This window comes from Ornithinimicrobium jinqii (assembly GCF_045032595.1).
Lineage (GTDB): Bacteria > Actinomycetota > Actinomycetes > Actinomycetales > Dermatophilaceae > Ornithinicoccus.
On sequence record NZ_JBJFZS010000024.1, the window covers coordinates 1 to 22,502 of the forward strand.

General features: G+C 72.2%; 16 protein-coding genes, 1 tRNA gene and 1 pseudogene. 6 read left to right on the plus strand and 12 right to left on the minus strand.

Annotated features, from left to right (window positions below):
• Positions 1–60: 60 nt before the first annotated feature.
• From ACI3ET_RS11535 to ACI3ET_RS11555, 5 genes and pseudogenes are all read right to left on the minus strand, one after another.
• Positions 61–897 carry a tyrosine-type recombinase/integrase gene (locus tag ACI3ET_RS11535; RefSeq protein WP_405033349.1) on the minus strand — a complete coding sequence of 279 codons (837 nt, stop codon included), beginning with the start codon at positions 895–897 and terminating at the stop codon, positions 61–63.
• Between the two features lie 36 nt (positions 898–933).
• Positions 934–1,302 (minus strand): annotated as a pseudogene (locus ACI3ET_RS11540) (tyrosine-type recombinase/integrase); the annotation flags it as partial.
• Between the two features lie 140 nt (positions 1,303–1,442).
• A tRNA-Thr gene (locus ACI3ET_RS11545) sits at positions 1,443–1,515 on the minus strand.
• 51 nt (positions 1,516–1,566) lie between these two features.
• Positions 1,567–2,712, minus strand: a complete 1,146-nt coding sequence (locus tag ACI3ET_RS11550; protein WP_405033197.1) for a transglycosylase family protein — start codon at positions 2,710–2,712, stop codon at positions 1,567–1,569.
• 213 nt (positions 2,713–2,925) lie between these two features.
• Complete coding sequence (locus ACI3ET_RS11555; protein WP_405033198.1) at positions 2,926–4,659, minus strand: serine/threonine-protein kinase; 1,734 nt, start codon at positions 4,657–4,659, stop codon at positions 2,926–2,928.
• Between the two features lie 112 nt (positions 4,660–4,771).
• Here ACI3ET_RS11555 and ACI3ET_RS11560 point away from each other — a divergent pair, with 112 nt between their 5' ends.
• Both ACI3ET_RS11560 and otsB read left to right on the plus strand, forming a co-directional pair.
• Positions 4,772–6,235, plus strand: a complete 1,464-nt coding sequence (locus ACI3ET_RS11560) for an alpha,alpha-trehalose-phosphate synthase (UDP-forming) (protein ID WP_405033199.1) — start codon at positions 4,772–4,774, stop codon at positions 6,233–6,235.
• An 83-nt stretch (positions 6,236–6,318) separates the two neighbouring features.
• Entirely contained in the window at positions 6,319–7,101 is a 783-nt protein-coding gene (otsB, locus tag ACI3ET_RS11565; protein ID WP_405033200.1) for a trehalose-phosphatase, read from the plus strand.
• A gap of 23 nt (positions 7,102–7,124) precedes the next feature.
• Here the strand turns inward: otsB and ACI3ET_RS11570 are convergent, their stop codons facing one another.
• The 5 genes from ACI3ET_RS11570 to ACI3ET_RS11590 all read right to left on the minus strand — a co-directional run bounded on the left by ACI3ET_RS11570 (position 7,125) and on the right by ACI3ET_RS11590 (position 14,249).
• Complete coding sequence (locus ACI3ET_RS11570; protein WP_405033201.1) at positions 7,125–8,207, minus strand: LacI family DNA-binding transcriptional regulator; 1,083 nt, start codon at positions 8,205–8,207, stop codon at positions 7,125–7,127.
• On the minus strand, positions 8,204–10,159 hold the full coding sequence (locus tag ACI3ET_RS11575; protein WP_405033203.1) for a glycoside hydrolase family 13 protein: 1,956 nt from the start codon (positions 10,157–10,159) through the stop codon (positions 8,204–8,206). Before ACI3ET_RS11575 ends, ACI3ET_RS11570 begins: the two co-directional genes overlap by 4 nt.
• Positions 10,156–11,124, minus strand: coding sequence for a sugar ABC transporter permease (locus tag ACI3ET_RS11580; protein WP_405033204.1), 969 nt, complete (start codon positions 11,122–11,124; stop codon positions 10,156–10,158). Before ACI3ET_RS11580 ends, ACI3ET_RS11575 begins: the two co-directional genes overlap by 4 nt.
• A 1-nt stretch (position 11,125) precedes the next feature.
• Complete coding sequence (locus ACI3ET_RS11585) at positions 11,126–12,766, minus strand: ABC transporter permease subunit (protein WP_405033205.1); 1,641 nt, start codon at positions 12,764–12,766, stop codon at positions 11,126–11,128.
• 136 nt (positions 12,767–12,902) lie between these two features.
• Positions 12,903–14,249 (minus strand): sugar ABC transporter substrate-binding protein, encoded by a 1,347-nt coding sequence (locus ACI3ET_RS11590; RefSeq protein WP_405033207.1) that lies wholly within the window; start codon positions 14,247–14,249, stop codon positions 12,903–12,905.
• A 314-nt stretch (positions 14,250–14,563) separates the two neighbouring features.
• On the opposite strand from ACI3ET_RS11590, the gene ACI3ET_RS11595 reads away from it, so the two are divergent.
• Together ACI3ET_RS11595 and ACI3ET_RS11600 are read left to right on the plus strand one after the other, a co-directional pair.
• Complete coding sequence (locus ACI3ET_RS11595; protein WP_405033208.1) at positions 14,564–15,646, plus strand: ABC transporter ATP-binding protein; 1,083 nt, start codon at positions 14,564–14,566, stop codon at positions 15,644–15,646.
• A gap of 72 nt (positions 15,647–15,718) precedes the next feature.
• Positions 15,719–16,966 carry a DUF4032 domain-containing protein gene (locus ACI3ET_RS11600; RefSeq protein WP_405033209.1) on the plus strand — a complete coding sequence of 416 codons (1,248 nt, stop codon included), beginning with the start codon at positions 15,719–15,721 and terminating at the stop codon, positions 16,964–16,966.
• Between the two features lie 25 nt (positions 16,967–16,991).
• Here ACI3ET_RS11600 and rlmB read toward each other — a convergent pair whose 3' ends face one another.
• Both rlmB and cysS read right to left on the minus strand, forming a co-directional pair.
• The gene (gene rlmB, locus ACI3ET_RS11605; protein ID WP_405033210.1) at positions 16,992–17,954 is read right to left on the minus strand and encodes a 23S rRNA (guanosine(2251)-2'-O)-methyltransferase RlmB; all 963 of its coding nucleotides are present in this window, start codon (positions 17,952–17,954) and stop codon (positions 16,992–16,994) included.
• 3 nt (positions 17,955–17,957) lie between these two features.
• Positions 17,958–19,430: a cysteine--tRNA ligase gene (cysS, locus tag ACI3ET_RS11610; protein ID WP_405033211.1), complete on the minus strand. Its 1,473-nt coding sequence runs from the start codon at positions 19,428–19,430 to the stop codon at positions 17,958–17,960.
• Between the two features lie 62 nt (positions 19,431–19,492).
• Between cysS and ACI3ET_RS11615 the strand changes: the two genes are divergently transcribed.
• Together ACI3ET_RS11615 and ACI3ET_RS11620 are read left to right on the plus strand one after the other, a co-directional pair.
• Positions 19,493–20,152, plus strand: coding sequence for a GOLPH3/VPS74 family protein (locus tag ACI3ET_RS11615; RefSeq protein ID WP_405033212.1), 660 nt, complete (start codon positions 19,493–19,495; stop codon positions 20,150–20,152).
• Positions 20,153–20,204: 52 nt separating this feature from the next.
• Positions 20,205–22,502 (plus strand): TIM-barrel domain-containing protein, encoded by a 2,298-nt coding sequence (locus ACI3ET_RS11620; protein ID WP_405033213.1) that lies wholly within the window; start codon positions 20,205–20,207, stop codon positions 22,500–22,502.

Consider the following 22,502-nt stretch of genomic DNA (forward strand, 5'->3'; position numbering starts at 1 on the left):
CAGGCAACCGCTCATCGCCCGGAACGAACCTCAACGACAGAGCTGACATCAGGCGCCTCCTCAGCGAGACGGACACCTGCAAAGTACAGGCGCCGATGATCCGAAGATCACCCACATATCAAGCGGAGTCGTGATGTCACGAACCTCCCCAGTCCGCGACCTCGCGTCGCTGCTCATTCCTGAGGAGGGCGGGCTAGCTAGTTCGGAGAGCTTCGCGGCGATCTCGGCGTCGCGGCCTTGCGCGGCGTGCTGGTAGCGCAGCGCCGCGGCAACGGTCGAGTGACCGAGACGCGCCTGCAGCTCGGCGAGCGTGGCGCCCGTCATGGCAGCCAGGGTGGCGCCGGTGTGCCGCAGGTCGTGGATCCTCAAGTCTTCACGGCCGGCAGCAGCGCGGGCCTTACGCCAAGCAGTGTGAAGCACCGTCGGCTGCAGATGGCGCTGGCGGTCGCGCATGGAAGGGAAGAGCAGTGCGTCCGCTCCGGGCCGCACGTGCTTCTCCAGGTGCTGCTGCAGGGCCGGGACGATGTGCGGCGGCACGCTCACCTCGCGGGTACCGGCGGCCGACTTCGGGGTGCCGACGATCGGTTGGCCGCGCACCCATGACACGGCGCGGGTGACCTTGACGACGCCGCGGTTCAGGTCGAGGTCGCGTCGGCGGAGCTCGAGCACCTCCCCCACCCGCAGCGCGCACCAGGCACACAGCAGGACGAGCGCGCCAAGGTGGTTCGGCATCTCCCGCACGAGCACGTCGAGCTCCGTGATGGTCGCCGGGTGGATCTCCTTCTTGGTCGGAGGGTTCGAGGCAGACCGAATCCGGCACGGGTTGCTCGCGAGGAGCTCGTCAGTGACCGCGGTGCTGAGGATGGCCCGCAGCAGCGCGTAGGCGCGGGCGTTCACGGTCGGGTGCTCCGGTGACAGTCCTGCCCACCACCGACGTACGAGGGCCGGCGTGAGGTCGGAGACCAGGAGCTCACCAAATGTTGGCTCGAGGTAGCGCCGCAGCAGGTGCTCGTAGCCCTCGCGGGTCCGCGGCTTGAGGGACCGGTCGGTGAGCCACTGGCCGGCGTACTCGTCGAACCTGGGTGGTGCCAGACGCTCGGCCAGCTCTGCCCGCCGCTTTGGGGCGACCCAGTCGTCCCCGCTCGCCATCGCACGCTCGTGGGCCAACCACGCCTCAGCGTCTGCCTTCGCGACGAAGGTGTACGGAGCGGTGTGCCGACCGAGATCCGGCCCCACGTATGTCGCCTGCCACCGCTTGGAGGGTAGCCGCCTCAGCGTCCCGAAGCCCCGTCTCGTCGTCATCACGTCCCCATTTCGTGCATCATACGTGCACTAAGAGTGCGACTCTCTGCCCACTTCTGTCAATGTGCGCCCACCGCTACCGACTCCGTCGAACTCACGTTTCCGCAGGTCAGGGGGTTAAAACGCCTGGTCAAGGGGAGAGCTGGCGAAGGGACTCGAACCCTCAACCACCTGTTTACAAGACAGGTGCGCTACCAATTGCGCCACGCCAGCAGCGACCCGGCGAGTGCCGGGTCGCCACGATGATAAGCCGTGCGGGAGCGATCAGCCGATGACGTTGGCGTTGAGCCACTTCTGCAGGCCGACGATCGTGCGGTAGTTCATGTAGGTCGACCCGTCGCGAGTCAAGCCGATCTTGTCCTGCAGCGCGGCCTGCGACTTCGGGCCCCAGGCGCCGTCTGCCTCGGTGCCGACCGTCCGCTGGAGCGCCTTGAGGGTGCCGCTGTCCCACCGACCCGTCTCTGCGACGCCGGCCCAGCGCTGGACGGCCTTGACGGTCAGGGGCCCGCGGCTGCCGTCGACGACGAGCGGTGCCATGTCGCTGCTCCCGCCGCCGCCACCGCCCGCGGTGACCGCCGCGACGATGCTGCCGCTGACCCAGCCGCGGCCGTCGGCCAGCTTCACCCACCCCCCGCTCAGGCTGCCGGAGAAGGTGGCGCCGTGCGCGAACCCACCCACCACCGCGTACGACGTGCCCGGCCCGGAGCGGAGGTTCGCGCCCCCGGTCGCGGTCACCTTCCAGGTCGAGGCCGCGGCGGGCGGCGGCTGGGGCGCCGGCTCGGGGGCGCCGGGGTCCGACGTGGTGAGGGTGGCTGCGCTGACCCAGCCCCGCCCGTCGGCCAGCTTCACCCACCCGCTGCTCAGCGAGCCGGTGATCTTGGCGCCGCGCGCGGCCCCGCCGACCACGGCATACGAGGTGCTCGGCCCGGAGCGGATGTTGGCCCCTGCGGAGGCGCTCACCCACCACGTCCCCTGGGTGCCCGGGTCGGGCGTGGGCGCCGCCTCACCGGGGTAGGGCTGCGACCCGTTCGCCATCGTCAGTCCGGCGCGGACCGAGCACACCGGCCAGGCGCCCGGACCCTGGACCTGCAGGACACGCTGGGCCACCGTGATCTGCTGCAGCTTGGTCGCCTGGTGGGCGTAGCCGGCGAACTCCCCGCCGCCGAAGCTCTGCCAGGTCGGGTGCCAGAACTGCAGCCCGCCGTAGAAGCCGTTGCCGGTGTTGATGCTCCAGTTGCCGGTCGACTCGCACTGCGCGACGCGGTCCCACACGTTGTGGTCGTCGGCGACGGCGGTCTGAGCGGTGAGGCCGACACCGGCGATGGAGGCCGCGCCCGCCAGGCCGGCGCTGCCGGCTCGACGCAGCAAGAGGGCTCCACGGACGGTGCGGTGCTTGGCTCGGGTGGGCATCGGGTGGGGACCTTCCGGCGGGGACAGGGCGGGTGGACCGGGACAGGTCCGGTGCTGTGACACCAGGGACAAGAGGGACAGCCCGACCCACGCTAGGCCACGGAGCGCCTCAGCGGAAGACCTGTGTGACGAGACTCACGTGACGCATTGCCACGGAAGTGGCGGGTGGGGCTGATATGGACGCTTTGGAAGAGCGCCCCCCGAGGAGCTGGGTCACAGCTCGAACGGCAGGTAGACCCGTGGGTCGAAGTCCGGCCCCAGCGGCCACCACGACACCGACCCGCCGTCCAGATAGCTCCACCCCGCAAGCGCCAGCCCGCCCACGACCAGGAAGGTCACCACCACCAGCGTCGCGGTCCCCAACGGCACCAGCGTGCGCACGACGGTGCGCGACCCACGGCGCATCGACCGCGACCCCAGCCCCCACCAGCCGACCCACCCACCGACCAAGGACCCGGCGGCGACGGCCACGGGGTGGTCGGCACCGACGCCGGTCATCACCTCGGTCGACGTCACGAGCCCGGCGAGGACGAGGGCCACCACCACCGCCAGCCCGAGCGGCAGGATCAGCGAGAACATCGTCGTCAACGCCCCACCGAGCAGGTGCCACGGCGAGGTCACGACGAGCACCGGCACGTCGCTGCGTCGCTTCCCGGCTTCGTGCCGTCGCAGGACCAGCCCTGTCAAGGACCGGTCCACGGTCCGCGTGGTGACGCCCCACACGAGGTAGAGCCCCCAGGCCAGCAGGGGCGCGGCGGCCGCCAGCCCGACGAAGGCCACCAGCATCGCGGCCAGGGTGCCGCTGCGCGGGCTCCGGCCGATGCGGGGGTCGGGCCCGCCCTGCGCCCCGGGCGGGGGCGACGCGGGGTCGGCCCCGCCGCCGAGGGGAGCGGGGGCGACCGGGTCTGGGTATGCCGTGGGAGGTGCCCCGTTCACGGGTGCGGGCTCACGCCGTACCGGGGCCGGGGGTGCCACGCGGGACCGGTCGGGGCGCTGCGGCGCGACGCGGGTGTGCGGACCGGCACCGTGCAGCTGGGTGGCGTCGGCGCCCACCCCACCGGTCTGCGCCGCCCACGTCGGCAGCGCACCGGTGACGTCCTCGTGCCGGGCGTAGCGCTCCAGCCCGTCGAGCACCTGCGCCTGCGTCGGGCGGCGCGCCGGGTCGGGCTCGAGCGCCGCGGCGAGCAGCGGCCGCAGGGCGGGGTCGACGCCGTCGAGCTGCACCCGGCCGCGCGCGACCCGGTCCAGGACGACGGTCAGCGGGCCGCGACCGAAGGGCGGCTGGCCGCTCGCGGCATACGCCAGGGTGGCCGCCCACCCCCACCAGTCGGTGGCCTCGCCGACGCGACCCCCCTCGACCACCTCGGGCGAGAGGTAGCCCGGCGTGCCCATCACCATCCCGGTCATCGTCAGCCGCGCGTCGTCGGCGACCTGCGCGATGCCGAAGTCGATGACGACCGGGTCGTCCCCGACGAGCAGCACGTTGCCGGGCTTGAGGTCGCGGTGCACGATGCCGACCGCGTGGATGGCCCGGAGCGCCTCGGCCAGTCCGCGGGCGAGCCGGACCAGGCGCTCGCCGCGCAGCGGCCCCCGCTCCTCCACGACCCTGTCGAGCGGGGGTCCGGGGACGAACTCGGTGACGATGTAGGGGGTGGGTCCATCGACGTCTGCGTCGATGACGGCCGCGACCCGCGGGTGGTGCACCTGCGCCAGCGTGTGCACCTCCCTCCGGAGGCGGGCGCGGACGGTCTCGTCGTGCGCGAGGTGCTCGCGCAGCACCTTGACCGCGACGTCGCGACCGTCGCCCGCAGAGGCCCTCCAGACCACCCCCATACCGCCCTCGCCGAGGCGCTCGCGCAGCGCGTAGTCGCCCAGCTGCCGGTGCGCGGCGACCGGCACCGGACGCGTCGCGTCGGCACCGGGGGTGCGGGGCAGCTCGCTCGTCACGGGTTCCACGGTATGCGGTTCTCCTCGCCCACGGCGGACGCGCCTGGCAGCGCGGGGTCCGTGCAGGGCCTCTAGGGTGGGGTCCGGCAGGACCAACGAGCGAGGAGGGCAGATGGTTTCCGCAGCGGCGGCGCGCACCTTCGACCTCGTCATCGCCGCCAACCGGCTCCCGGTGGACCGGCACGTCGACCCGGACGGCACCACGACGTGGCGCACCAGCCCGGGCGGCCTGGTGACCGCGATGGAGTCGGTGATGCACGAGCGCGAGGCGGCCTGGGTGGGGTGGGCCGGCTTCCCCGGCGAGGCGCCCGAGGCCTTCGACGACGGGGCGCTGCGGCTGCACCCGGTGCCGCTGTCGGCCGAGGAGGTCACCGACTACTACGAGGGCTTCTCCAACGACACGCTCTGGCCGCTCTACCACGACGTCATCGTCCCGCCGACCTTCCACCGGTCCTGGTGGCACTGCTACCGCGCCGTCAACGAGCGGTTCGCCGACGCCGTCGCGGAGGTCGCGGCCCCCGGGGCGACCGTCTGGGTGCACGACTACCAGCTGCAGCTGGTGCCTGCCCTCCTGCGCGACCAGCGTCCCGACCTGCGCATCGGGTGGTTCGACCACATCCCGTTCCCGCCCGTCGAGCTCTTCGCCCAGCTGCCCTGGCGCGCGCCTCTCCTGCGCGGCCTCATCGGTGCTGACTTCGTGGGTTTCCAGCGACCCGACGACGCACGCAACTTCATCCGCTCCTGCCGCTCCGTGCTCGGCGCGACGGCCAAGGGCGACGTCGTGACCTGGCAGGGCTCCGACGACGGGCACCCCGGCTCGGCCCCTCGCTCGGTGCGCGCAGCCTCGGTGCCCATCTCGATCGACGCCGCCGGGTTCCGCGAGCTGGCCGACCGGCCGGAGGTGCGCGAGCGCGCCGCGGAGATCCGCGCGTCGCTGGGCAACCCCGAGGTGGTCCTCCTCGGGGTCGACCGGCTCGACTACACCAAGGGCATCCGGCACCGTCTGCGGGCCATCGAGGAGCTGCTCGCCGACGGGGAGATCGCCCCTCCCCAGGTCACCTTCGTGCAGGTCGCCACGCCGAGCCGGGAGCGCGTCGAGGCCTACCGGACGCTGCGGGAGCAGATCGAGTCCACGGTGGGGCGGATCAACGGCGACTACTCCCACCTCGGCGACACCGCCGTCCACTACCTGCACCAGTCCTACCCGCGCGAGGAGATGGCCGCGCTCTTCCAGGTCGCCGACATCATGCTCGTCACGCCGTTGCGCGACGGGATGAACCTCGTCGCCAAGGAGTACGTCACGGCCCGGCACGACGGGGGCGGGGCCCTCGTGCTGTCGGAGTTCACCGGTGCGGCCGAGGAGATGCGGGCCGCCTACCTCTGCAACCCCCACGACATTGCCGGCATCAAGGAGACGATCCTCCGCGCGATCCGGGACGACCCGGCCGAGAAGCAGCGTCGGATGCGGTCCCTGCGCCGGCGCGTGCGCACCCACGACGTCCAGGCCTGGGCCGACGACTTCCTCGCCGCCCTCGCCGCCGCCCCCGCCCGACCCCGCCGTCGCGACGGGCCCTGACCGGACCCGTGCCGGGCCCTCTCCCACCCGCGTACCTCGCCCGCCCCGAACCACCCGACACGACCCCACCACCCAGGAGAGTCATGCCCCTTCCGGCCCAGCTGTCCGACGCCGTCCACCGCTTCGCGGCACTGCCCTCGATCCTCGTCGCCACCGACTTCGACGGTGCCCTCGCCCCGCTCGTGCTCGACCCGATGGAGTCCCGCCCGGTCCAGGGAGGTATGGAGTCGCTCGTCGCCCTGGCCGCCCTGCCGGGCACCGTCGTGGCCCTCGTCTCGGGCCGGGCGCTCGAGCCGCTGCGTCAGCTGACGGGCGCCGAGGACCCGCTGCTCCTCATCGGCAGCCACGGGGCCGAGGAGTCCTGGCTGCCGGACGGGCTCGCCCTCGACGACACGCAGCGCGCCCTCCTGCACGATCTCGACGCCGAGCTCGTCGACCTGGCCGCCGACCACCCGGGGACCCGGGTCGAGGTGAAGCCGGCCGGCCGGGTCGTGCACGCGCGCGGCCTGGCGCCGGAGGCGAGCACCGCCGCCCTCGACGCCGCCACCGCCCTCGGCGCACGGCATACCGGGGTGGTCCTGACCCCGGGCAAGGAGGTCGTCGAGCTGGCGGTCGCGCACGTGGGCAAGGGCGTCGCGCTCGTGCGCCTGGCCGAGGAGCTCGGCGTGGACGCCGTCTTCTACGCTGGCGACGACACGACGGACGAGCAGGCCTTCGTCGCGCTGGCGGAGGACCATGGCCACGCGGCGCACCGGCTCACCGTGCGGGTCGGCGAGGGCGGGACCGCCGCCCAGCACCGCGTGGCCGACGAGCACGAGCTGGTCGAGGTGTTCCAGGCGATGCTGGCGGCGCGCGGCGGCCGCTGACCCGACCTCCCCGCTCGCGCGCGTCAGCCTCCCGACACGCTCGGGTCAGACGCACGCACGCGCGCCGTCGAGCGTCGCAGGATCAGCTCGGGCTCGAAGGTGTACTCGCGGTGGGCGACCTTCTCCCCCGCGATCTCCTCGAGCACGGCGGTGACGGCCGCCTCGGCCATGCCGCCGACGTCCATCCGCACCGTGGTCAGCGGCGGGTCGACGAACGCCATGAAGGTCGTGTCGTCGCCGCCGACGACGGACAGGTCCTCGGGCACGCGCAGGCCCAGCTGCCCGGCGGCCCGCAGCACCCCGAGCGCCATCACGTCGGAGGCCGCGATGATCCCCGTCGCACCGGCCCCGACCAGCTGCCGGGCCGCGGCGGCGCCGCCCTCGATCGTGAACAGCGTGGTGCAGACGAGCTCGTCGAGGTCGACGCCCTCGACCTCGCGCATGGCCTCCCGGAAGCCCGCGATGCGCCGCTGCACCGGAACGTAGCGCCCGGGCCCGGTGGCGAAGCCGATGCGCGTGTGGCCGAGGTCGCGCAGGTGGCGCACGGCGAGGTGCATCGTGGCGATGTCGTCGTGGGAGATGAAGGTCGCGTCGATGCCCTCGCGGAAGCCGTTGACCAGCACGATCGGCAGGCCACGGTCCCGCAGCTTGGTGTAGCGCTCGATGCTGGCCTTGCTGTCCGCGTGGTAGCCGCTGACGAAGACGATCGCCGAGACGCCGCGGTCGAGCAGCATCTGCACGTACTCGTCCTCGTGCACACCGCCCGGCGTCTGCGTGCACAGCACGGGCGTGAACCCGGCGGCGGCCAGCTGGGTCTCGATCCCCTGCGCGAACAGCGGGAAGACCGGGTTGGACAGTTCGGGCACCACGAGGCCGATGAGCCCGGCGCTGTTGCGCCGCAGGCGACTCGGGCGCTCGTACCCCAGGACGTCGAGCGCGGTGAGCACCGCCTGCCGGGTGGTCGCCGCGACGCCGGGCTTGTCGTTGAGGACGCGGCTGACGGTCGCTTCGCTGACGCCCGTGTAGGTCGCGAGGTCGGCGAGCCGGGCCCTGCTGCTGCCCTGCTCCGCGGGGCGCCGGGAGGGGGCGGACGGCGTCGTGGTCACCAGCCACCCCGGTGGTCCGCGGGGACGGGGTCCCAGTCCGGGGCTGCGGTCGTCCAGGACCAGACGTCCAGTCCCGGCCCGTCGGCGTGGGCTCGGGCCCCGGTCTCGTCGACGCACAGGCCGGTCCCGTGCAGGGACCGTCCGGCCGCGCTGCCGGGTATGGCGTGCGCCGGCACCTCGACCCCGCCGTGGGCGGCGCGGGCGACGTGCACGAGCACGGTCTGGTCCGGGTGCTCGCGAAGGAAGACCATCGCGTCGTCGTCCGCGTGCAGCCACCGCATACCCCCCTCGGACAGGGCCGGGGAGCCGCGCCGGAGACGGACGAGCGAGCGGTAGGTCTCGAGCAGGTCCTCGTCCCAGGCCCCACCGGGTCGGCCGCGGTCGGCCCACGGCATCTGGCGGCGACCGTCCTCGCCGAAGTCGCCCTGCATCCCGACCTCGTCGCCGTAGGTGATCATCGGGATCCCCGGCATCGTCAGGAGCATCGCTGCCGCGACGACGACCTGGCCGAGGTCGCCGCCGACGAGCGTGCGCACGCGGGTGGTGTCGTGCGAGCCGACCAGCGTCATGCTGTGCGCGAGGGAGCGCCAGGGCACCAGCGCCGAGAACTCCCGCATGGTCTCGGCGACCAGGTCGGCGCCCAGTCGGGGCACCCTCAGCGGGCTGCCGAGGAACTTCGGCGCGAAGCCGGGCGCGCGCAGCCAGGTCCACGCCGGCCGGGTGAAGCCGGAGTAGTTCATGACGCCGTGCCACCCGTCACCGAGGGCGTCGGCGCTGTGGTCGTGGGTGTGCTCGGCCACGAGCAGGCCCTCTCCACCGGTGGCCCGGTCGACGGCCGCACGGGTGTCGCGTGCGACGTCGTGGGCGAGGTCGACGTCGCGGTACCGGCCGGTCATGTTGGCCACGTCCACACGCCAGCCGTCGAACCCGTGACCCGGTCCGAGCCAGCGCTCGATGACCGAGCCAGGCCCCCCGGTGAGCGCCTCGCGGAGCCCGGGGTCGCGGTGGTCGAGCTTGGGCAGGGTCTTCACCCCCAGCCAGCTGACCCACTCCCCCGGCCGGTCGGGGTCGCGCACGTAGCGGTCGCCAGCGGGTCCGTCGGGGTCCGCCTGCGCGGCGCGGAACCAGTCGTGCTGGTCCCCGGTGTGGTTGGTGGTGATGTCCCCCATCACCTTCAGCCCCCGCTCGTGCGCAGCCTCCTGCAGCCGGACCAGTGCCTCGTCACCACCGAGCAGGGGGTCGACGCGGTCGAAGGTCGTGGCGTCGTAGCGGTGGTTGGAGCGGCCCGGGAAGACGGGCGTGAGGTAGAGCACGGTGACGCCGAGGTCGACGAGGTGGTCCAGCCGCTCACGGACCCCGTCGAGGGTGCCGCCGCAGACCTGCACCGGGCCGCTGTCCCGGTCGATGTCCACGCCCTCGTCCCAGCGGGCCGGTGCCGCCCAGTCGGGCAGGTCCGTGCGCGGACCGCCGACGTCACCGGCCGGCTCCACGGTCGCGTCACGGGCGAAACGGTCCGGGAACACCTGGTAGACGACCGCCCCGCGCGCCCATGCCGGCGGGGCGGGGTAGGTGACGACGCGGAAGTCCGCGGCGTCGGGGACGTCGCGCAGGTGCACGCCCGTCCCGTTCAACCACCGGTAGGCCGGGGGCCGGTCCGGGTGCTCGGCCTCGCCTTCCGCGTCGCCCACCGAGTCCAGGAGGAACCGGTAGTTCGTCACCGGGTTGTGGCAGGTCAGGTCGGCCTGCCACCAGGTCTCCACGGCGTCGGTGGCGACGACGCGGGCGTCGGTGAAGAACTGCTCGCCGTCGGGGGTGGTCCGCACGTGGACGCCGGTGACCCGGGCCTCGTGCGGCACGCGCACCCGGACGGAGACCACCGACCCCGGGGTGGGCGTCGGGTCCGAGACGTAGAGCGGCGACCCGTCGTGGTGGGGATCGGCCGCCCGGATCACTTCACGGCGCCCTGGGTCATCCCACCGATGAGCTGCCTCTGCAGCGCGAGGTAGACCAGGACCACCGGCAGCGAGGCGAGGACGGCCCCGGCGACGAACTGGCCGAAGTAGCGGTTCACGTCGGCGTTGCGGGTCGCGTAGAGGCCGACCGCGAGCGTCTGGTTGTCGGCGGAGGTGAGGAAGATGCTGGCGAGCAGGAACTCGCCCCACAGGCTGACGAAGGCGAGCATCGCCACGGTCGCGAGGATCGGGGTGACCAGCGGCAGGATGATCGTGAAGAAGACGCGGGCGTGGCTGGCACCGTCGATCTTCGCGGCCTCGTCCAGCTCCTTGGGGATCGTGTCGAAGTAGCCCTTGAACAGCCAGATGTTGCCGCCCATGGCCCCGCCCAGGTAGACCAGGAGCAGGCCCCACAGGGTGTTCAGACCGATCTGCGGGATGACCGTGCCGACGTTGGCGAAGGTGATGTAGAGCGCGACGAAGGCCAGGACGCCCGGGAACATCTGGACGAGCAGGATGAAGAGCAGCCCAAAACGGCGGCCGGTCCAGCGCAGCCGGGAGAAGGCGTAGGCGGCGGCGGCACCCAGCATCAACGTGGACGCGGTGGCGACCAGGCAGATGATCAGCGAGTTGCGGTACCACGTCCAGTAGGGCCGGGCCGGGTCGCTGAACAGGGCGTCGAAGTTGCGCAGGCCGAACCGGGTCGGGAGCAGGCCCGAGGTGGACAGCGTGCCGGCCTCGTTGAAGGCCGAGGACACGATGAACAGGATCGGGAAGAGGGCGAAGGCCAGGGCGAGGAGGGCCAGCGCGTGCCGCCACCACACCGCCCTGAACGAGGTGCGGCTCGAGCTCGTCAGGACGCGGTAGTTCGAGGCCTTGGTGTCCAGCTTGCCGTCGCGGGCACGGTCGGACCCGTGCGCGTCGACGGAGGCCAGGGTGGGGTCGGTGTCTCCGGGCATGGTCATGTCAGTTCACGTCCTCGAGGGCCTTGGTCTGGCGGAAGCCGATGTAGCTGATGCCCGCCACCAAGAAGAAGATGATGACGGAGATGGCGGAGGCGAACCCGAAGTTCGGGGTGACGCCGCCCAGGGCCAGCCGGAAGGCCAGCGTGATGAGCAGGTCGGTGGAGCCGATCTGCGACTGGCCGCCCTCGAAGGGACCACCCTCGGTGAGCAGCCAGATCAGGCCGAAGTTGTTGAAGTTGAAGGAGAACGAGGCGATCATCAGCGGCCCGACGGCGACCAGCAGCAGCGGCATGATCACCGAGCGCACGGTGCGGAAGGCACCGGCCCCGTCGATGGCGGCCGCCTCGCGCACGTCGCCGGGGATGGCCTGGAGGGCACCCGTGCAGACGATGAACCAGTAGGGGAAGCCCAGCCACAGGTTGGTGATGAGCACGGCCGTGCGCGCCCAGGTCTGGTCACCGAGCCAGTTGATGTTCAGCCCGGTGAGGTTGTTGATGAGCCCGAACTCCTGGTTGAACATCGAGGCCCAGACCAGCGCGGTCACGTAGACCGGCAGCGCGTAGGGAAGGATCAGCAGGGACCGGTAGATGGCCTTGCCCTTGAGGCGGTCGTCGTTCATGAGGAGGGCGATCGCCATCCCGAGGAGGAAGGTGCTCGCGACCGTGAACGCGGCGAAGAAGACGTTCCAGAGGAAGATCTTCGTCAGGCCCTCGCGGAGCACCGGGTCGGTGAAGGCGGTCGTGTAGTTGTCGAACCCGACGTTCTCCCGCCACCCCTGCGGCAGCGCGGCGCCTGCCCCGTCCTGGGGCACCCACTGGGCGTCCTGGGCTACGTAGACGGTGCCGGTCACCTGGTCGGTGATGGTGTCGGTCTCTTCGTCGTAGACCCGGGTGGGAGAACCGACGAACGCCTCCGACAGGCCGACCTGACGCACCCCGCCCGTGGTCTCGCCCGCCTCGTTGGTGAGGGGGACGCCGAACTCGGCCAGGTCCGCGGAGCGGGCGTTGATCTGCTGCGGGGTGAGCGTGATCCAGCCGGGGGCCGAGATGATGCGCCCCGTCGGGCCGGCCTCGACGCCCTCGGCGTCCAGGGGCTCCAGACCGTCGAGGGTGCCGACGAAGAACTCGCCGTCGGGGTTCGTCAGCAGGTAGGCGAGGTCACCGGTGGCGACGTCGGCGCCGTCGGGCACCGCGATGTTCAGCGCGTAGCGCTGGGCCCCCTCCACCTCCCGCACGGAGTTGGCCTCGATCGAGGCGATCGCCTCCTCCTTGCTGAACAGGTGCCCGGCGCCGTAGTTGGTGAACGACATGCTCACCGTGTAGACCAGCGGCCAGATCTGCAGGGCCAGCATGAGCAGGACGCCGGGGAAGAGGTACTTCAGCGGGATCGCCCGGCGGGTCGCGTAGATCGCGAGGATGCAGATGGCCACGAAGGCGGTCAGGCTCACCATCAGCCAGTAGCCCGCCTCGATGAGCTGCTGGGAGATGTAGGCCAGCACCACGATCGAGAACAGGATCAGGCCCCACTTGACGACCTGGACCCACAGCGGGGTCGACTGCTTGAACTCGAGGCTCTCGCCGGTGGGTTCCATCGCGCGGATCGCCTCGGCGACCTCGTCGTGGGTGGAGCGGGGTTGGGACATCGTCGTCTCCGGGTCGGTCGGGCCGCGCAGGGGGCCGGGAGGAGGGGATGGTGCGCCGGGAGATGCTCCCGAGGGCGGTCAGCCCGGCGACGCAGGTGCGGCGCCGGGCTGACCGGATGACGGTCGGGGACCGTCGTCACTCGATGTTGGCGACGATCTCGTCCTGAGCGGCCGCGAGGCGCTCGGCGGGGTCGTCCCCGGAGATGATGTCGGCCGTCGCCTGGCCCAGCGGGCCCCAGACGGCGTTCATCGCGGGGATGTTCGGCATCGGCGATGCGCCCTCACCAGCGGCAGCCCACGCCTCGATGTCCGCGTCCTCACCGGCGACCTGCTCCAGTGCGGAGGTCAGTGCCGGCGGACGCTGCCCGGCCTCGAAGAGCGCGAGCTGGAAGTCCTCGTTCGTCACGTAGGTGTTGACGAACTCCTGGGCCAGCTGGGCGTTCTTGGCCTTGGCCGAGACGTAGAACATCTGGACACCCAGGAACGGCACGGTCTCGCCACCGTCCTCGAAGTCCGGCACCGGCGAGATCGCGTAGTTGATGCCCGCGGCCTCGGCGTTCGGGACGGCCCACGGTCCGGAGACCATGAACGCGGACGCGCCGTCGTTGAACTGCGCCTCCATCGTGGCGTAGTCGACGTTGACGTTGAGCGCACCCTCCTCGGCGAGCCAGGCGATCTTCTCGCCGCCCAGGATGGTCTCCTCCGAGCCGACGATTACGTTGGCCGGGTCCCAGCCACCGTCGGCGTTGGTGCCGAAGATGCCGCCGCCGTAGGCGGACAGCCAGGGGAAGGCGTGGTAGGCGTCGCCCTGCTGCCCGACGGGGGTGACCATGACCTGCTCGGCGTCGCCGGCGTCGACCAGAGCCTTGCCGGCCTCGACCAGCGCCTCCATCGTGGCGGGCTCGTCGGGCGCCAGGTCGGTGTTGCGGATCAGGCCCACCGACTCGGTGGCGTAGGGCACGCCGTAGATCTGGCCGTCGTACTTGGTGGCCTCGAGGGCCTCCTCGGCGAACAGACCCTGGGTGTCGGCTGACATCTGGACCGGGGCGACGATGCCGTCCTGGACGAACTCGCCCAGCCAGTCGTGCGCGCCGACGACGATGTCCGGGCCCTGGTCGACGTTGGAGGCGTCCTTGAACTGCTGGCGCACGTCCGTGGCGATCTGGACCTGGGTGGTGATGCCGTACTCCTCGCCGAACTGCTCGGCCCACTCGGTGAGGATGGGGGCGCGGACGTCGTCGGACCAGATGACGAGCTCGGCGTTGGCGTCACGGACGGGGGCCTCGGTGCTGGCCGCGTCGTCGGCCGGAGCCTCCTCCTCCTCGGTCTCCTCGGCCGCGTCGCCGGTCTCTTCCTCGGTGTCGGCAGTGGTCTCCTCGGCTGCCGAGGTGGGCTCGTCGGCGGTGTCGGTGTCGCCGCCGCAGGCGGACAGCAGCAGGGCCGCGGCGCTCGCAATCGCGACCGCACGAGTGGTGCGCTTCATTCGTTCTCCTTCGAACCGTGTTCCCGGAGAGCGAGACTGGGCCCGTCGCCGGTGAGGGGTGGTCACCCAGGGAGGGCGACTATCACGTGGTGGGATCAGTATGCAGTCGTCCGCAAGATCCTGCAAGATCTTGCAGCGTGTCCTTGCCCCCCGTGCTAGCGTGACGTCTGTCACCGGCAACGACGCCGCGAACGCCGAACCTCGTCCGCTCCGTCGTCTTCGTGGGCGCTGCAGCACGCCCGACCGCGCCGCGGTCGGGCTCCTTTACAACGGATCGTCCGGCACGTACCTGCCGGTGAAGGAAAGGCTCGAACATGGCAACTGTGACTTTCGACAAGGCCACCCGCATCTACCCCGGGGCCGACTCCCCCTCCGTGGACCAGCTGGACATCGAGATCGCCGACGGCGAGTTCCTCGTGCTCGTCGGGCCCTCCGGCTGCGGGAAGTCCACTTCCCTGCGCATGCTCGCCGGGCTGGAGGAGGTGAACGGCGGCCGCATCCTCATCGGCGACCGCGACGTCACCCACATGCCCCCCAAGGACCGCGACGTGGCGATGGTCTTCCAGAACTACGCGCTCTACCCGCACATGACCGTCGCCGACAACATGGGCTTCGCCCTGAAGATCGCCGGCAAGTCCAAGACGGACATCCGCGAGCGCGTCGAGGAGGCGGCCAAGATCCTCGACCTGACCGACTACCTCGAGCGCAAGCCCAAGGCCCTCTCCGGCGGTCAGCGCCAGCGCGTCGCGATGGGCCGCGCGATCGTCCGCCAGCCGCAGGTGTTCCTCATGGACGAGCCGCTGTCCAACCTGGACGCCAAGCTGCGCGTGCAGACCCGCACCCAGATCGCCTCGCTGCAGCGGCGCCTGGGCGTCACGACCGTCTACGTCACCCACGACCAGGTCGAGGCGATGACGATGGGCGACCGCGTGGCGGTCCTCAAGGACGGCATCCTGCAGCAGTGCGACGCCCCGCGGCACATGTACGACCACCCGGTCAACGTCTTCGTCGCCGGCTTCATCGGCTCCCCCGCCATGAACCTGATGACGGTCCCGGTCGCCGACGGAGGGGTCAAGCTCGGCGACTACGTGCACCCGATCGACCGGGAGATCCTGGCCAAGGGTGGCCGCGAGGTCGTCCTCGGGGTCCGCCCGGAGGACCTGGAGATCTCCGACTCCGGCCGCGGCCTGCCGATCGAGGTCGACGTCGTCGAGGAGCTCGGCGCCGACGCCTACATCTACGGCGAGCTGCCGGGCGCCGGCGTGACGGACAAGCCGTTCATCGCCCGCGTCGACGGCCGCACCCCGCCGAAGAAGGGCGAGATCGTCCACTTCCAGCCCAAGGGTGAGCACCTCCACCTGTTCAACCTGGAGTCCGGCGAGCGCATCAGCGGCTGACCGCTCCGCTGCTCGACGAACGGCCGTCCCGTGGCCTCCACGGGGCGGCCGTTCGCCCGTAGGCTGTCCGGCATGCCCCTCGACCTCACGGCGCTCAACCCCGATCCGGCGCTGCTGGACCTGCCGTGGGAGGTCCCGCTCGAGGAGTGGCCGGAGCACCACCTGGCGGCGCTACCGCGAGGCATCTCCCGGCACGTCGTCCGCTTCGTGCGGCTGTCCGGGCAGGTCATCGCGGTCAAGGAGATCAGCGAGCCGCTGGCCCGCCGCGAGTTCCAGACGCTGCGCAACCTGCGCCGCCTCGACCAGCCGGCGGTCGAGCCGCTCGCGGTCGTCTCCGGCCGCGTCGACCGCGAGGGCAACCCGCTCGACGCCTGCCTCATCACCCGCCACCTGCGGTTCTCGCTGCCCTACCGCGCCGTCTTCTCCCAGCGGCTGCGTCCCGACACCGCCCGGCGCACCCTCGACGCGCTCGCCGTGCTGCTCGTCCGCCTGCACCTGGCCGGCTGCTTCTGGGGCGACGTGTCCCTGTCCAACACCCTCTTCCGCCGCGACGCCGGTGAGTTCGCCGCCTACCTCGTCGACGCCGAGACCGCCGAGCTCCACCCGACGCTCTCGCGCGGGCAGCGCGAGCACGACCTCTTCATCGCCCACGGCAACATCGCCGGCGAGCTCATGGACCTCGAGGCGGGCGGCCAGCTCGACGAGGGCGAGGACCCGATCGAGATCGCCAACCGGATCATGCACCGCTACGACCTGCTGTGGAACGAGCTGACCAGCGAGGAGCGCTTCGAGCGCGGCGACCGCTGGCGCGTGGACGAGCGCATCCGTCGTCTGAACAACCTCGGCTTCGACGTCGACGAGCTGGAGATGACCACCGACGTGGACGGCACGCACGTCCGCATCCAGCCCAAGGTCGTCGACGCCGGGCACCACTCCCGCCGCCTCATGCACCTCACCGGGCTGGACGTCGAGGAGAACCAGGCCCGGCGCCTCCTCAACGACCTCGACGCCTACCGTGCCGCCACCGCCCGCCAGGGGGAGGACGAGGCGCTGGTGGCGCACGACTGGATGTCGCGCATCTACGCGCCCATCACCCGCACCGTCCCGCCCGAGCTGCGCCACAAGCTGGAGCCCGCCGAGCTCTTCCACGAGATCCTGGAGCACCGCTGGTACCTCTCCGAGCGTGCCGGGCACGACACCCCCATCGAGGACGCCGTGCGCGACTACGTCGACTCGGTGCTGCCCAGCCGCCCCGACGAGCTCGCCATCCTCGGGGTCGACACCGAGGAGATCCCCATCCAGGCGCGCCTGGACGACTGATGCGCCGCGCGGGTGGGGTGGACCCTCAGCCGCGCTTGCGCGCCTGCGCCACCTCGTAGAGCGTCACGGCCGTGGCGATGCCGGCGTTCAGCGACTCGGTCACGCCTGTCATCGGGATCGACACGATCTGGTCGCAGGTCTCGCGCACGAGCCGTGACAGACCCTTGCCCTCCGAGCCGACGACGACCACGAGCGGCTGGTCGGCGAGCGCCAGGCCGGGCAGCTCGACGTCGCCGTCGGCGTCCAGCCCGATCACGAAGAACCCCGCCTTGCGGTAGGCCTCCAGCGTCCGCGTCAGGTTGGTCGCCTGCGCCACCGGGATCCGCGCGGCCGCACCGGCCGACGTCTTCCACGCGGAGGCCGTCATCCCGACCGAGCGGCGGGACGGCACGACGACCCCGTGACCCCCGAAGGCGCCCACCGAGCGGATGATGGCGCCGAGGTTGCGGGGGTCGGTGATGCCGTCGAGCGCCACGATCAGGGGCGTCCCGGGCAGCTCGACGTCCATCAGGTCGTCGGGGTGCTTGTAGTCGTAGGGCGGCACCTGCAGCGCCAGCCCCTGGTGCACCGCACCGTCGGTGAGGCGGTCCATCTCGGTCCGCGGCGCCTCGAGCACCGCGATCCCGCGCTGGGTCGCCAGCGTCACGGCCTCGCGCACCCGGTCGTCGCTCTCCATCCGGTTGCCGACGAAGAGCGTCGTCGCCGGGACCCAGGTCCGCAGCGCCTCGAGCACGCTGTTGCGCCCGGCCACCATCTCCGAGGACGCGCGCGGCGGCCCGGTGCGCGGGCGTCGGGGGCCGGAGCCGGTGCGTCGCTCGGCCTTGGGGTCCTGAGCTGCGCGGCGCGACGAGACGTGTCCCACGCGGTCCTCGGCGCGCGGCGTCGGACCCTTGCCCTTCAGCTGCTTGCGGCGCTGGCCGCCGGAGCCGACGACCATGCCCTTCTTGTTGCTCGTGCGTGCGTTGCGCCGTTGCTGGTTCCCGGCCATACGTCATACCTCCTGGTCAGGACCTCGGCGCAGCGCCCAACGGGCGCCGGCAGGGGTGTCCTCGATGACGACCCCGAGGGTCGTCAGCTGATCGCGGATCGCGTCAGCGGTGGAAAAGTCCTTGTCCGCGCGGGCCCGGGCCCGCGCGTCGAGCCGGTCCTGCACGAGCGCGCCGAGCACCTGCGCCGCCGTGTCGTTCTCGGCTGCGCCGCCCCAGCGGGGGTCGAGCGGGTCGATGCCGAGCACGTCGAGCGCGGCCAGGACCTGGACCAGGGTATGCCGTGCGCCGGCCCGGTCGGTCCCGCCGTCCTGCGCCTCGAGCGCCTTGTTGCCGTCGCGGACGAGGCCGAAGACGACGGCGAGCGCGCCGGGCACGTTGAGGTCGTCGTCGAGCGCGGCGACGAGGTCGGCCGGCAGCTCGGCCACGGTCAGCCCTGCGGCCTCGGCGCGCAGCTCGTCGGAGGAGGCGCCGACCACCTCCTGCGCGCGGGCCACATACCCCTCGATCCGCTCGACGGCGGCGAGCGCCTCGGCGAGGGAGTCGTCGCCGTACTCGATCGTGGAGCGGTAGTGCGCAGCCCCGAGGTAGTGGCGCAGCACGAGCGGCCGCACCGTCTTCGTGAGCTCGGTGACGGCCAGGGCGTTGCCGAGGGACTTGCCCATCTTGGCGCCCCTGACCGTGACCCAGGCGTTGTGCAGCCAGTAGTTGGCGAAGTCGAGGCCGGCGGCGCGCGACTGGGCCTGCTCGTTCTCGTGGTGCGGGAAGCGCAGGTCGACGCCGCCGCCGTGGATGTCGAAGGCGTCACCGAGGTACTTGCGCGCCATCGCCGAGCACTCCAGGTGCCAGCCCGGGCGGCCGCGGCCGTAGGGGGTCGGCCACGACGCCGTCTCCGGCTCCCCCGCCTTGTGACCCTTCCACAGCGCGAAGTCGTGGGGGTCGCGCTTGCCGCGGGGGTCGGCGTCCCCGGCCGGTTCCATGTCCTCGAGCCGCTGCCGGGTCAACGACCCGTACTCCGGCCAGGAGCGCACGTCGAAGTAGACGTCGCCGGAGCCGTCCTCCGCCGCGTAGGCGTGACCCCTGGCGACCAGGGTGTCGATGAGCTCGACCTGCTCGGTGATGTGGCCGGTGGCCCGCGGCTCGTACGTGGGCGGCAGGACACCGAGCAGGTCCAGCGCCCGCGTCGTCTCGCGCTCGTGCGCGTAGGACCAGGCCCACCACGGCTGGCCGGCCTCGGCGGACTTCGTCAGGATCTTGTCGTCGATGTCGGTGACGTTGCGCACGAGGGTGACGTCGTAGCCGTGCCCCCGCACCAGCCAGCGCCGCAGGATGTCGAAGGCCACGGCGAAGCGCACGTGCCCGATGTGCGGGCTGCCCTGGGTCGTGAGCCCGCAGATGTAGAGACCGACCCGACCGGGCTCGAGCGGCTCGAAGGGCCGCAAGGTCCGCGTGGCGGTGTCGAAGAGGTGCAGGCTCACTCGCTCAAGGTTACCGGCCCCGCACCCCACCTCTCCCCCACGAGGACGGATAGCCTCGCACCATGCTGATCGCCGAGGAGCTCGTCCTGGCCGGGACCGACGCGGAGGGCCGCAACCTGCTCGGCAGCAACCGCACGCTCGCCGTCGCGGGCGCGCTGCTCACCGAGCTCGCCCTCACCGAGCGCGTGACGGTCGACGAGCTTCGACGGCTCCGGGTCCTCGACGCCGGGTCGACCGGCGACCCCCTGCTCGACGAGGCGCTCGTCCGGTTCGGCGAGGTCGAGGGGAAGAAGCCCAAGGACGGGCTCCAGCGAGTGGGCAAGCACCTCGTCGAGCCCGTGCTGGAGAGCCTCTCGCGCCGCGAGCTGGTGCGCCGGGAGCCGCGCACGCTCGCCGGGCTGTCGCTGGGCTCCCGGTGGCTGCTCGTCAGCAGTCCGCCCCGGGACGCCGTCCTCACCGACCTGGCCCGCGTGGTCGCCGGCGCCGAGCCCGATGCCCGCACCGGCGCCCTCGTGTCGCTGCTCCACGCGATCGAGGTGCTGCCCAAGGTGGTCTCCCGCGACCTCCGCCCCGGCCTGAGCAACGGTGACGTCCGCCGCCGGGGCAAGGAGGTCACGGCCGGCCGCTGGGCACCGGAGGCCGTGGCGAAGGCCGTCCAGGAGGCGGCGGCGGCCGTCGCGGCGATCACCGCGACCACCGCCGTGTCCGGGGGTGACGGCTGAGGCCCTCTCCGGCCGTCCCACCGACCCGGCGCGATGTGGTTCAGTCGCTCGCATGCGCATCGTCCACGAGAGCGACCACGCCCGTCTCACCGTGCTCAGCCCGCACGTCGTCCGCGTCGAGTGGTCGCCCACGGGCGCTTTCTCCGACGCGCCCACCCAGGTCGTCCTCGACCGTGACCTCGCTGAAGACGTCGCCGTCGAGGTCACGCCGTGGCGCGACGGTGTGCACGTCGTCACCGCCGGCTTCGAGCTCGGCTACGACGGGGGCGAGCCCACCCCCTCAGGACTGTTCCTGCAGGTCAGGGGCGGCGTCACGTCATACCACTCGACCTGGCGGTATGGCGAGCCCCTCCGCCCCCACCGTGCCCTGGACGGCACGGCGCGCACCCTCGACAACGTCGACGGGCGCTGCGAGCTCGAGCCGGGCATCGTCTCCCGGGACGGGTATGCCGTCCTCGACGACTCGCGCAGCCTCACCCGCACCGGCCCCGGCGTCACCGAGGTCGGCCAGCGCGAGCCGGGCGCGATCGACCTCTACGTCTTCGCCCACGGCCTCGACTTCCGCGGGGCGCTGCGCGACTTCTACGCGCTGACCGGGCCGGTGCCGCGGGTCCCGCGCTTCGTGCTCGGCAACTGGTGGAGCCGCTACCACCCCTACTCGCAGGAGGAGTACGTCGCGCTGCTCGACCGCTTCGCGGCCGACCGGCTCCCGTTCTCGGTCGCCGTCGTCGACATGGACTGGCACCTGACCGACGTGGACCCCCGCTTCGGCTCGGGCTGGACCGGCTACACCTGGGACCCCCGGCTCTTCCCCGACCCGCAGCGCTTCCTCGACGAGCTGCACGGGCGCGGGCTGCGCGTCACCCTCAACGACCACCCGGCCGACGGCGTGCGCGCCTTCGAGACGGCCTACCCGGCCATGGCCGAGGCGATGGGCGTCGACCCGGCGAGCGAGGTACCGGTCCCCTTCGACGCGACGTCCGAGCGCTTCCTCGCCGCCTTCTTCGAGCACGTGGCCCACCCGATGGAGCGGGACGGCGTGGACTTCTGGTGGGTCGACTGGCAGCAGGGGCAGCGCTGCGCCGTCCCCGGGCTGGACCCGTTGTGGGTCCTCAACGAACGGCACTTCGCCGAGCTGGCCTCGACCGGGCGGCGGCCGCTGGTCTTCTCGCGCTATGCCGGGCCCGGCAGCCACCGCACGCCGATCGGCTTCTCCGGCGACACGATGATCAGCTGGGACTCGCTGCGCTTCCAGCCGGAGTTCACCGCCAGCGCGAGCAACATCGGCTACGGCTGGTGGAGCCACGACATCGGCGGCCACTGGCACGGGCGCAAGGACGTCGAGCTCACGGTGCGCTGGGTCCAGCTCGGCGTGTGGTCGCCGGTCAACCGGCTGCACGCGACGGCCAGCCCGTTCCAGGGCAAGGAGCCGTGGCGGTTCGGCCCCGAGGCCGAGCGGCTGATGGGGCAGGCGCTGCGCCTGCGGCACCAGCTGGTGCCCTACCTTGCGACGATGGCGGAGCGGGCCAGCGCCGACGGCATACCCCTGGTCGAGCCGGTCTACCACCGGCACTCCCAGCGCGACGAGGCCTACGCCCACCGCGGGACCTACTTCTTCGGCGCCGACCTGCTCTGCGCGCCGGTGGTCCAGCCGCGCGACCCGCGTACCGGCCTGGCGCGGGTGGACGTCTGGCTGCCTCCGGGCACCTGGTTCGACCTGGAGACCGGGCGCCGCTACCGCGCGGGCGAGGAGGGGCGGACGCTCGCCGCCTGGCGCGACCTGGCGCACACGGCGGTGTTCGCTGCCGCCGGCACGGTGCTGCCGCTGGTCGCCGAGGACGAGATCGGCAACGGGGTGGCCCTGCCGGAGCACCTCGAACTGCGGGTCTTCCCCGGCGCTGACGGCGAGCACGTGCTCGTCGAGGACGACGACGGGCCGGAGTCGACGCGGCGGGTCGCGCGCACGCCGCTGCGGCTGACGTCGGGGACCCTGACGGTCGGGCCGGCCGAGGGCGACGTGGACGTGCTGCCGGCGGTCCGGACCTGGACCGTCTCGGTGGTCGGCGCGGACCCCGTCGTGCTCGCGGACGTGCCGGTGGGTGAGGCACGTCAGGTCGAGGTCGGCGCGGGCGTCGGGCCCTCCGTCCTGCCGGAGTGCTTCGCCCTCCTCGACGCTGCGCAGGTCGAGCACGCGGCCAAGGACGAGGTATGGGGCGTGCTGACCCGTTCCACCGGGCGCGGCTCCGCGGGCGGCAGGTCTGCCCTCGTGGCCGAGCTGATGACGATGGGCCTGGACGAGTCGCTCCTCGGCGCCCTGGTCGAGGTGCTGACGGCCGACGCCGAGGGCTGA

Coding starts and splice junctions, on each gene's coding strand:
- ACI3ET_RS11580 (WP_405033204.1), bottom strand. CDS start 11,124: ATGACCATGCCCGGAGACACCGACCCCACCCTGGCCTCCGTCGACGCG.
- ACI3ET_RS11600 (WP_405033209.1), top strand. CDS start 15,719: ATGCCCCTCGACCTCACGGCGCTCAACCCCGATCCGGCGCTGCTGGAC.
- ACI3ET_RS11585 (WP_405033205.1), bottom strand. CDS start 12,766: ATGTCCCAACCCCGCTCCACCCACGACGAGGTCGCCGAGGCGATCCGC.
- ACI3ET_RS11620 (WP_405033213.1), top strand. CDS start 20,205: ATGCGCATCGTCCACGAGAGCGACCACGCCCGTCTCACCGTGCTCAGC.
- otsB (WP_405033200.1), top strand. CDS start 6,319: ATGCCCCTTCCGGCCCAGCTGTCCGACGCCGTCCACCGCTTCGCGGCA.
- ACI3ET_RS11560 (WP_405033199.1), top strand. CDS start 4,772: ATGGTTTCCGCAGCGGCGGCGCGCACCTTCGACCTCGTCATCGCCGCC.
- rlmB (WP_405033210.1), bottom strand. CDS start 17,954: ATGGCCGGGAACCAGCAACGGCGCAACGCACGCACGAGCAACAAGAAG.
- ACI3ET_RS11615 (WP_405033212.1), top strand. CDS start 19,493: ATGCTGATCGCCGAGGAGCTCGTCCTGGCCGGGACCGACGCGGAGGGC.
- ACI3ET_RS11550 (WP_405033197.1), bottom strand. CDS start 2,712: ATGCCCACCCGAGCCAAGCACCGCACCGTCCGTGGAGCCCTCTTGCTG.
- ACI3ET_RS11595 (WP_405033208.1), top strand. CDS start 14,564: ATGGCAACTGTGACTTTCGACAAGGCCACCCGCATCTACCCCGGGGCC.
- ACI3ET_RS11590 (WP_405033207.1), bottom strand. CDS start 14,249: ATGAAGCGCACCACTCGTGCGGTCGCGATTGCGAGCGCCGCGGCCCTG.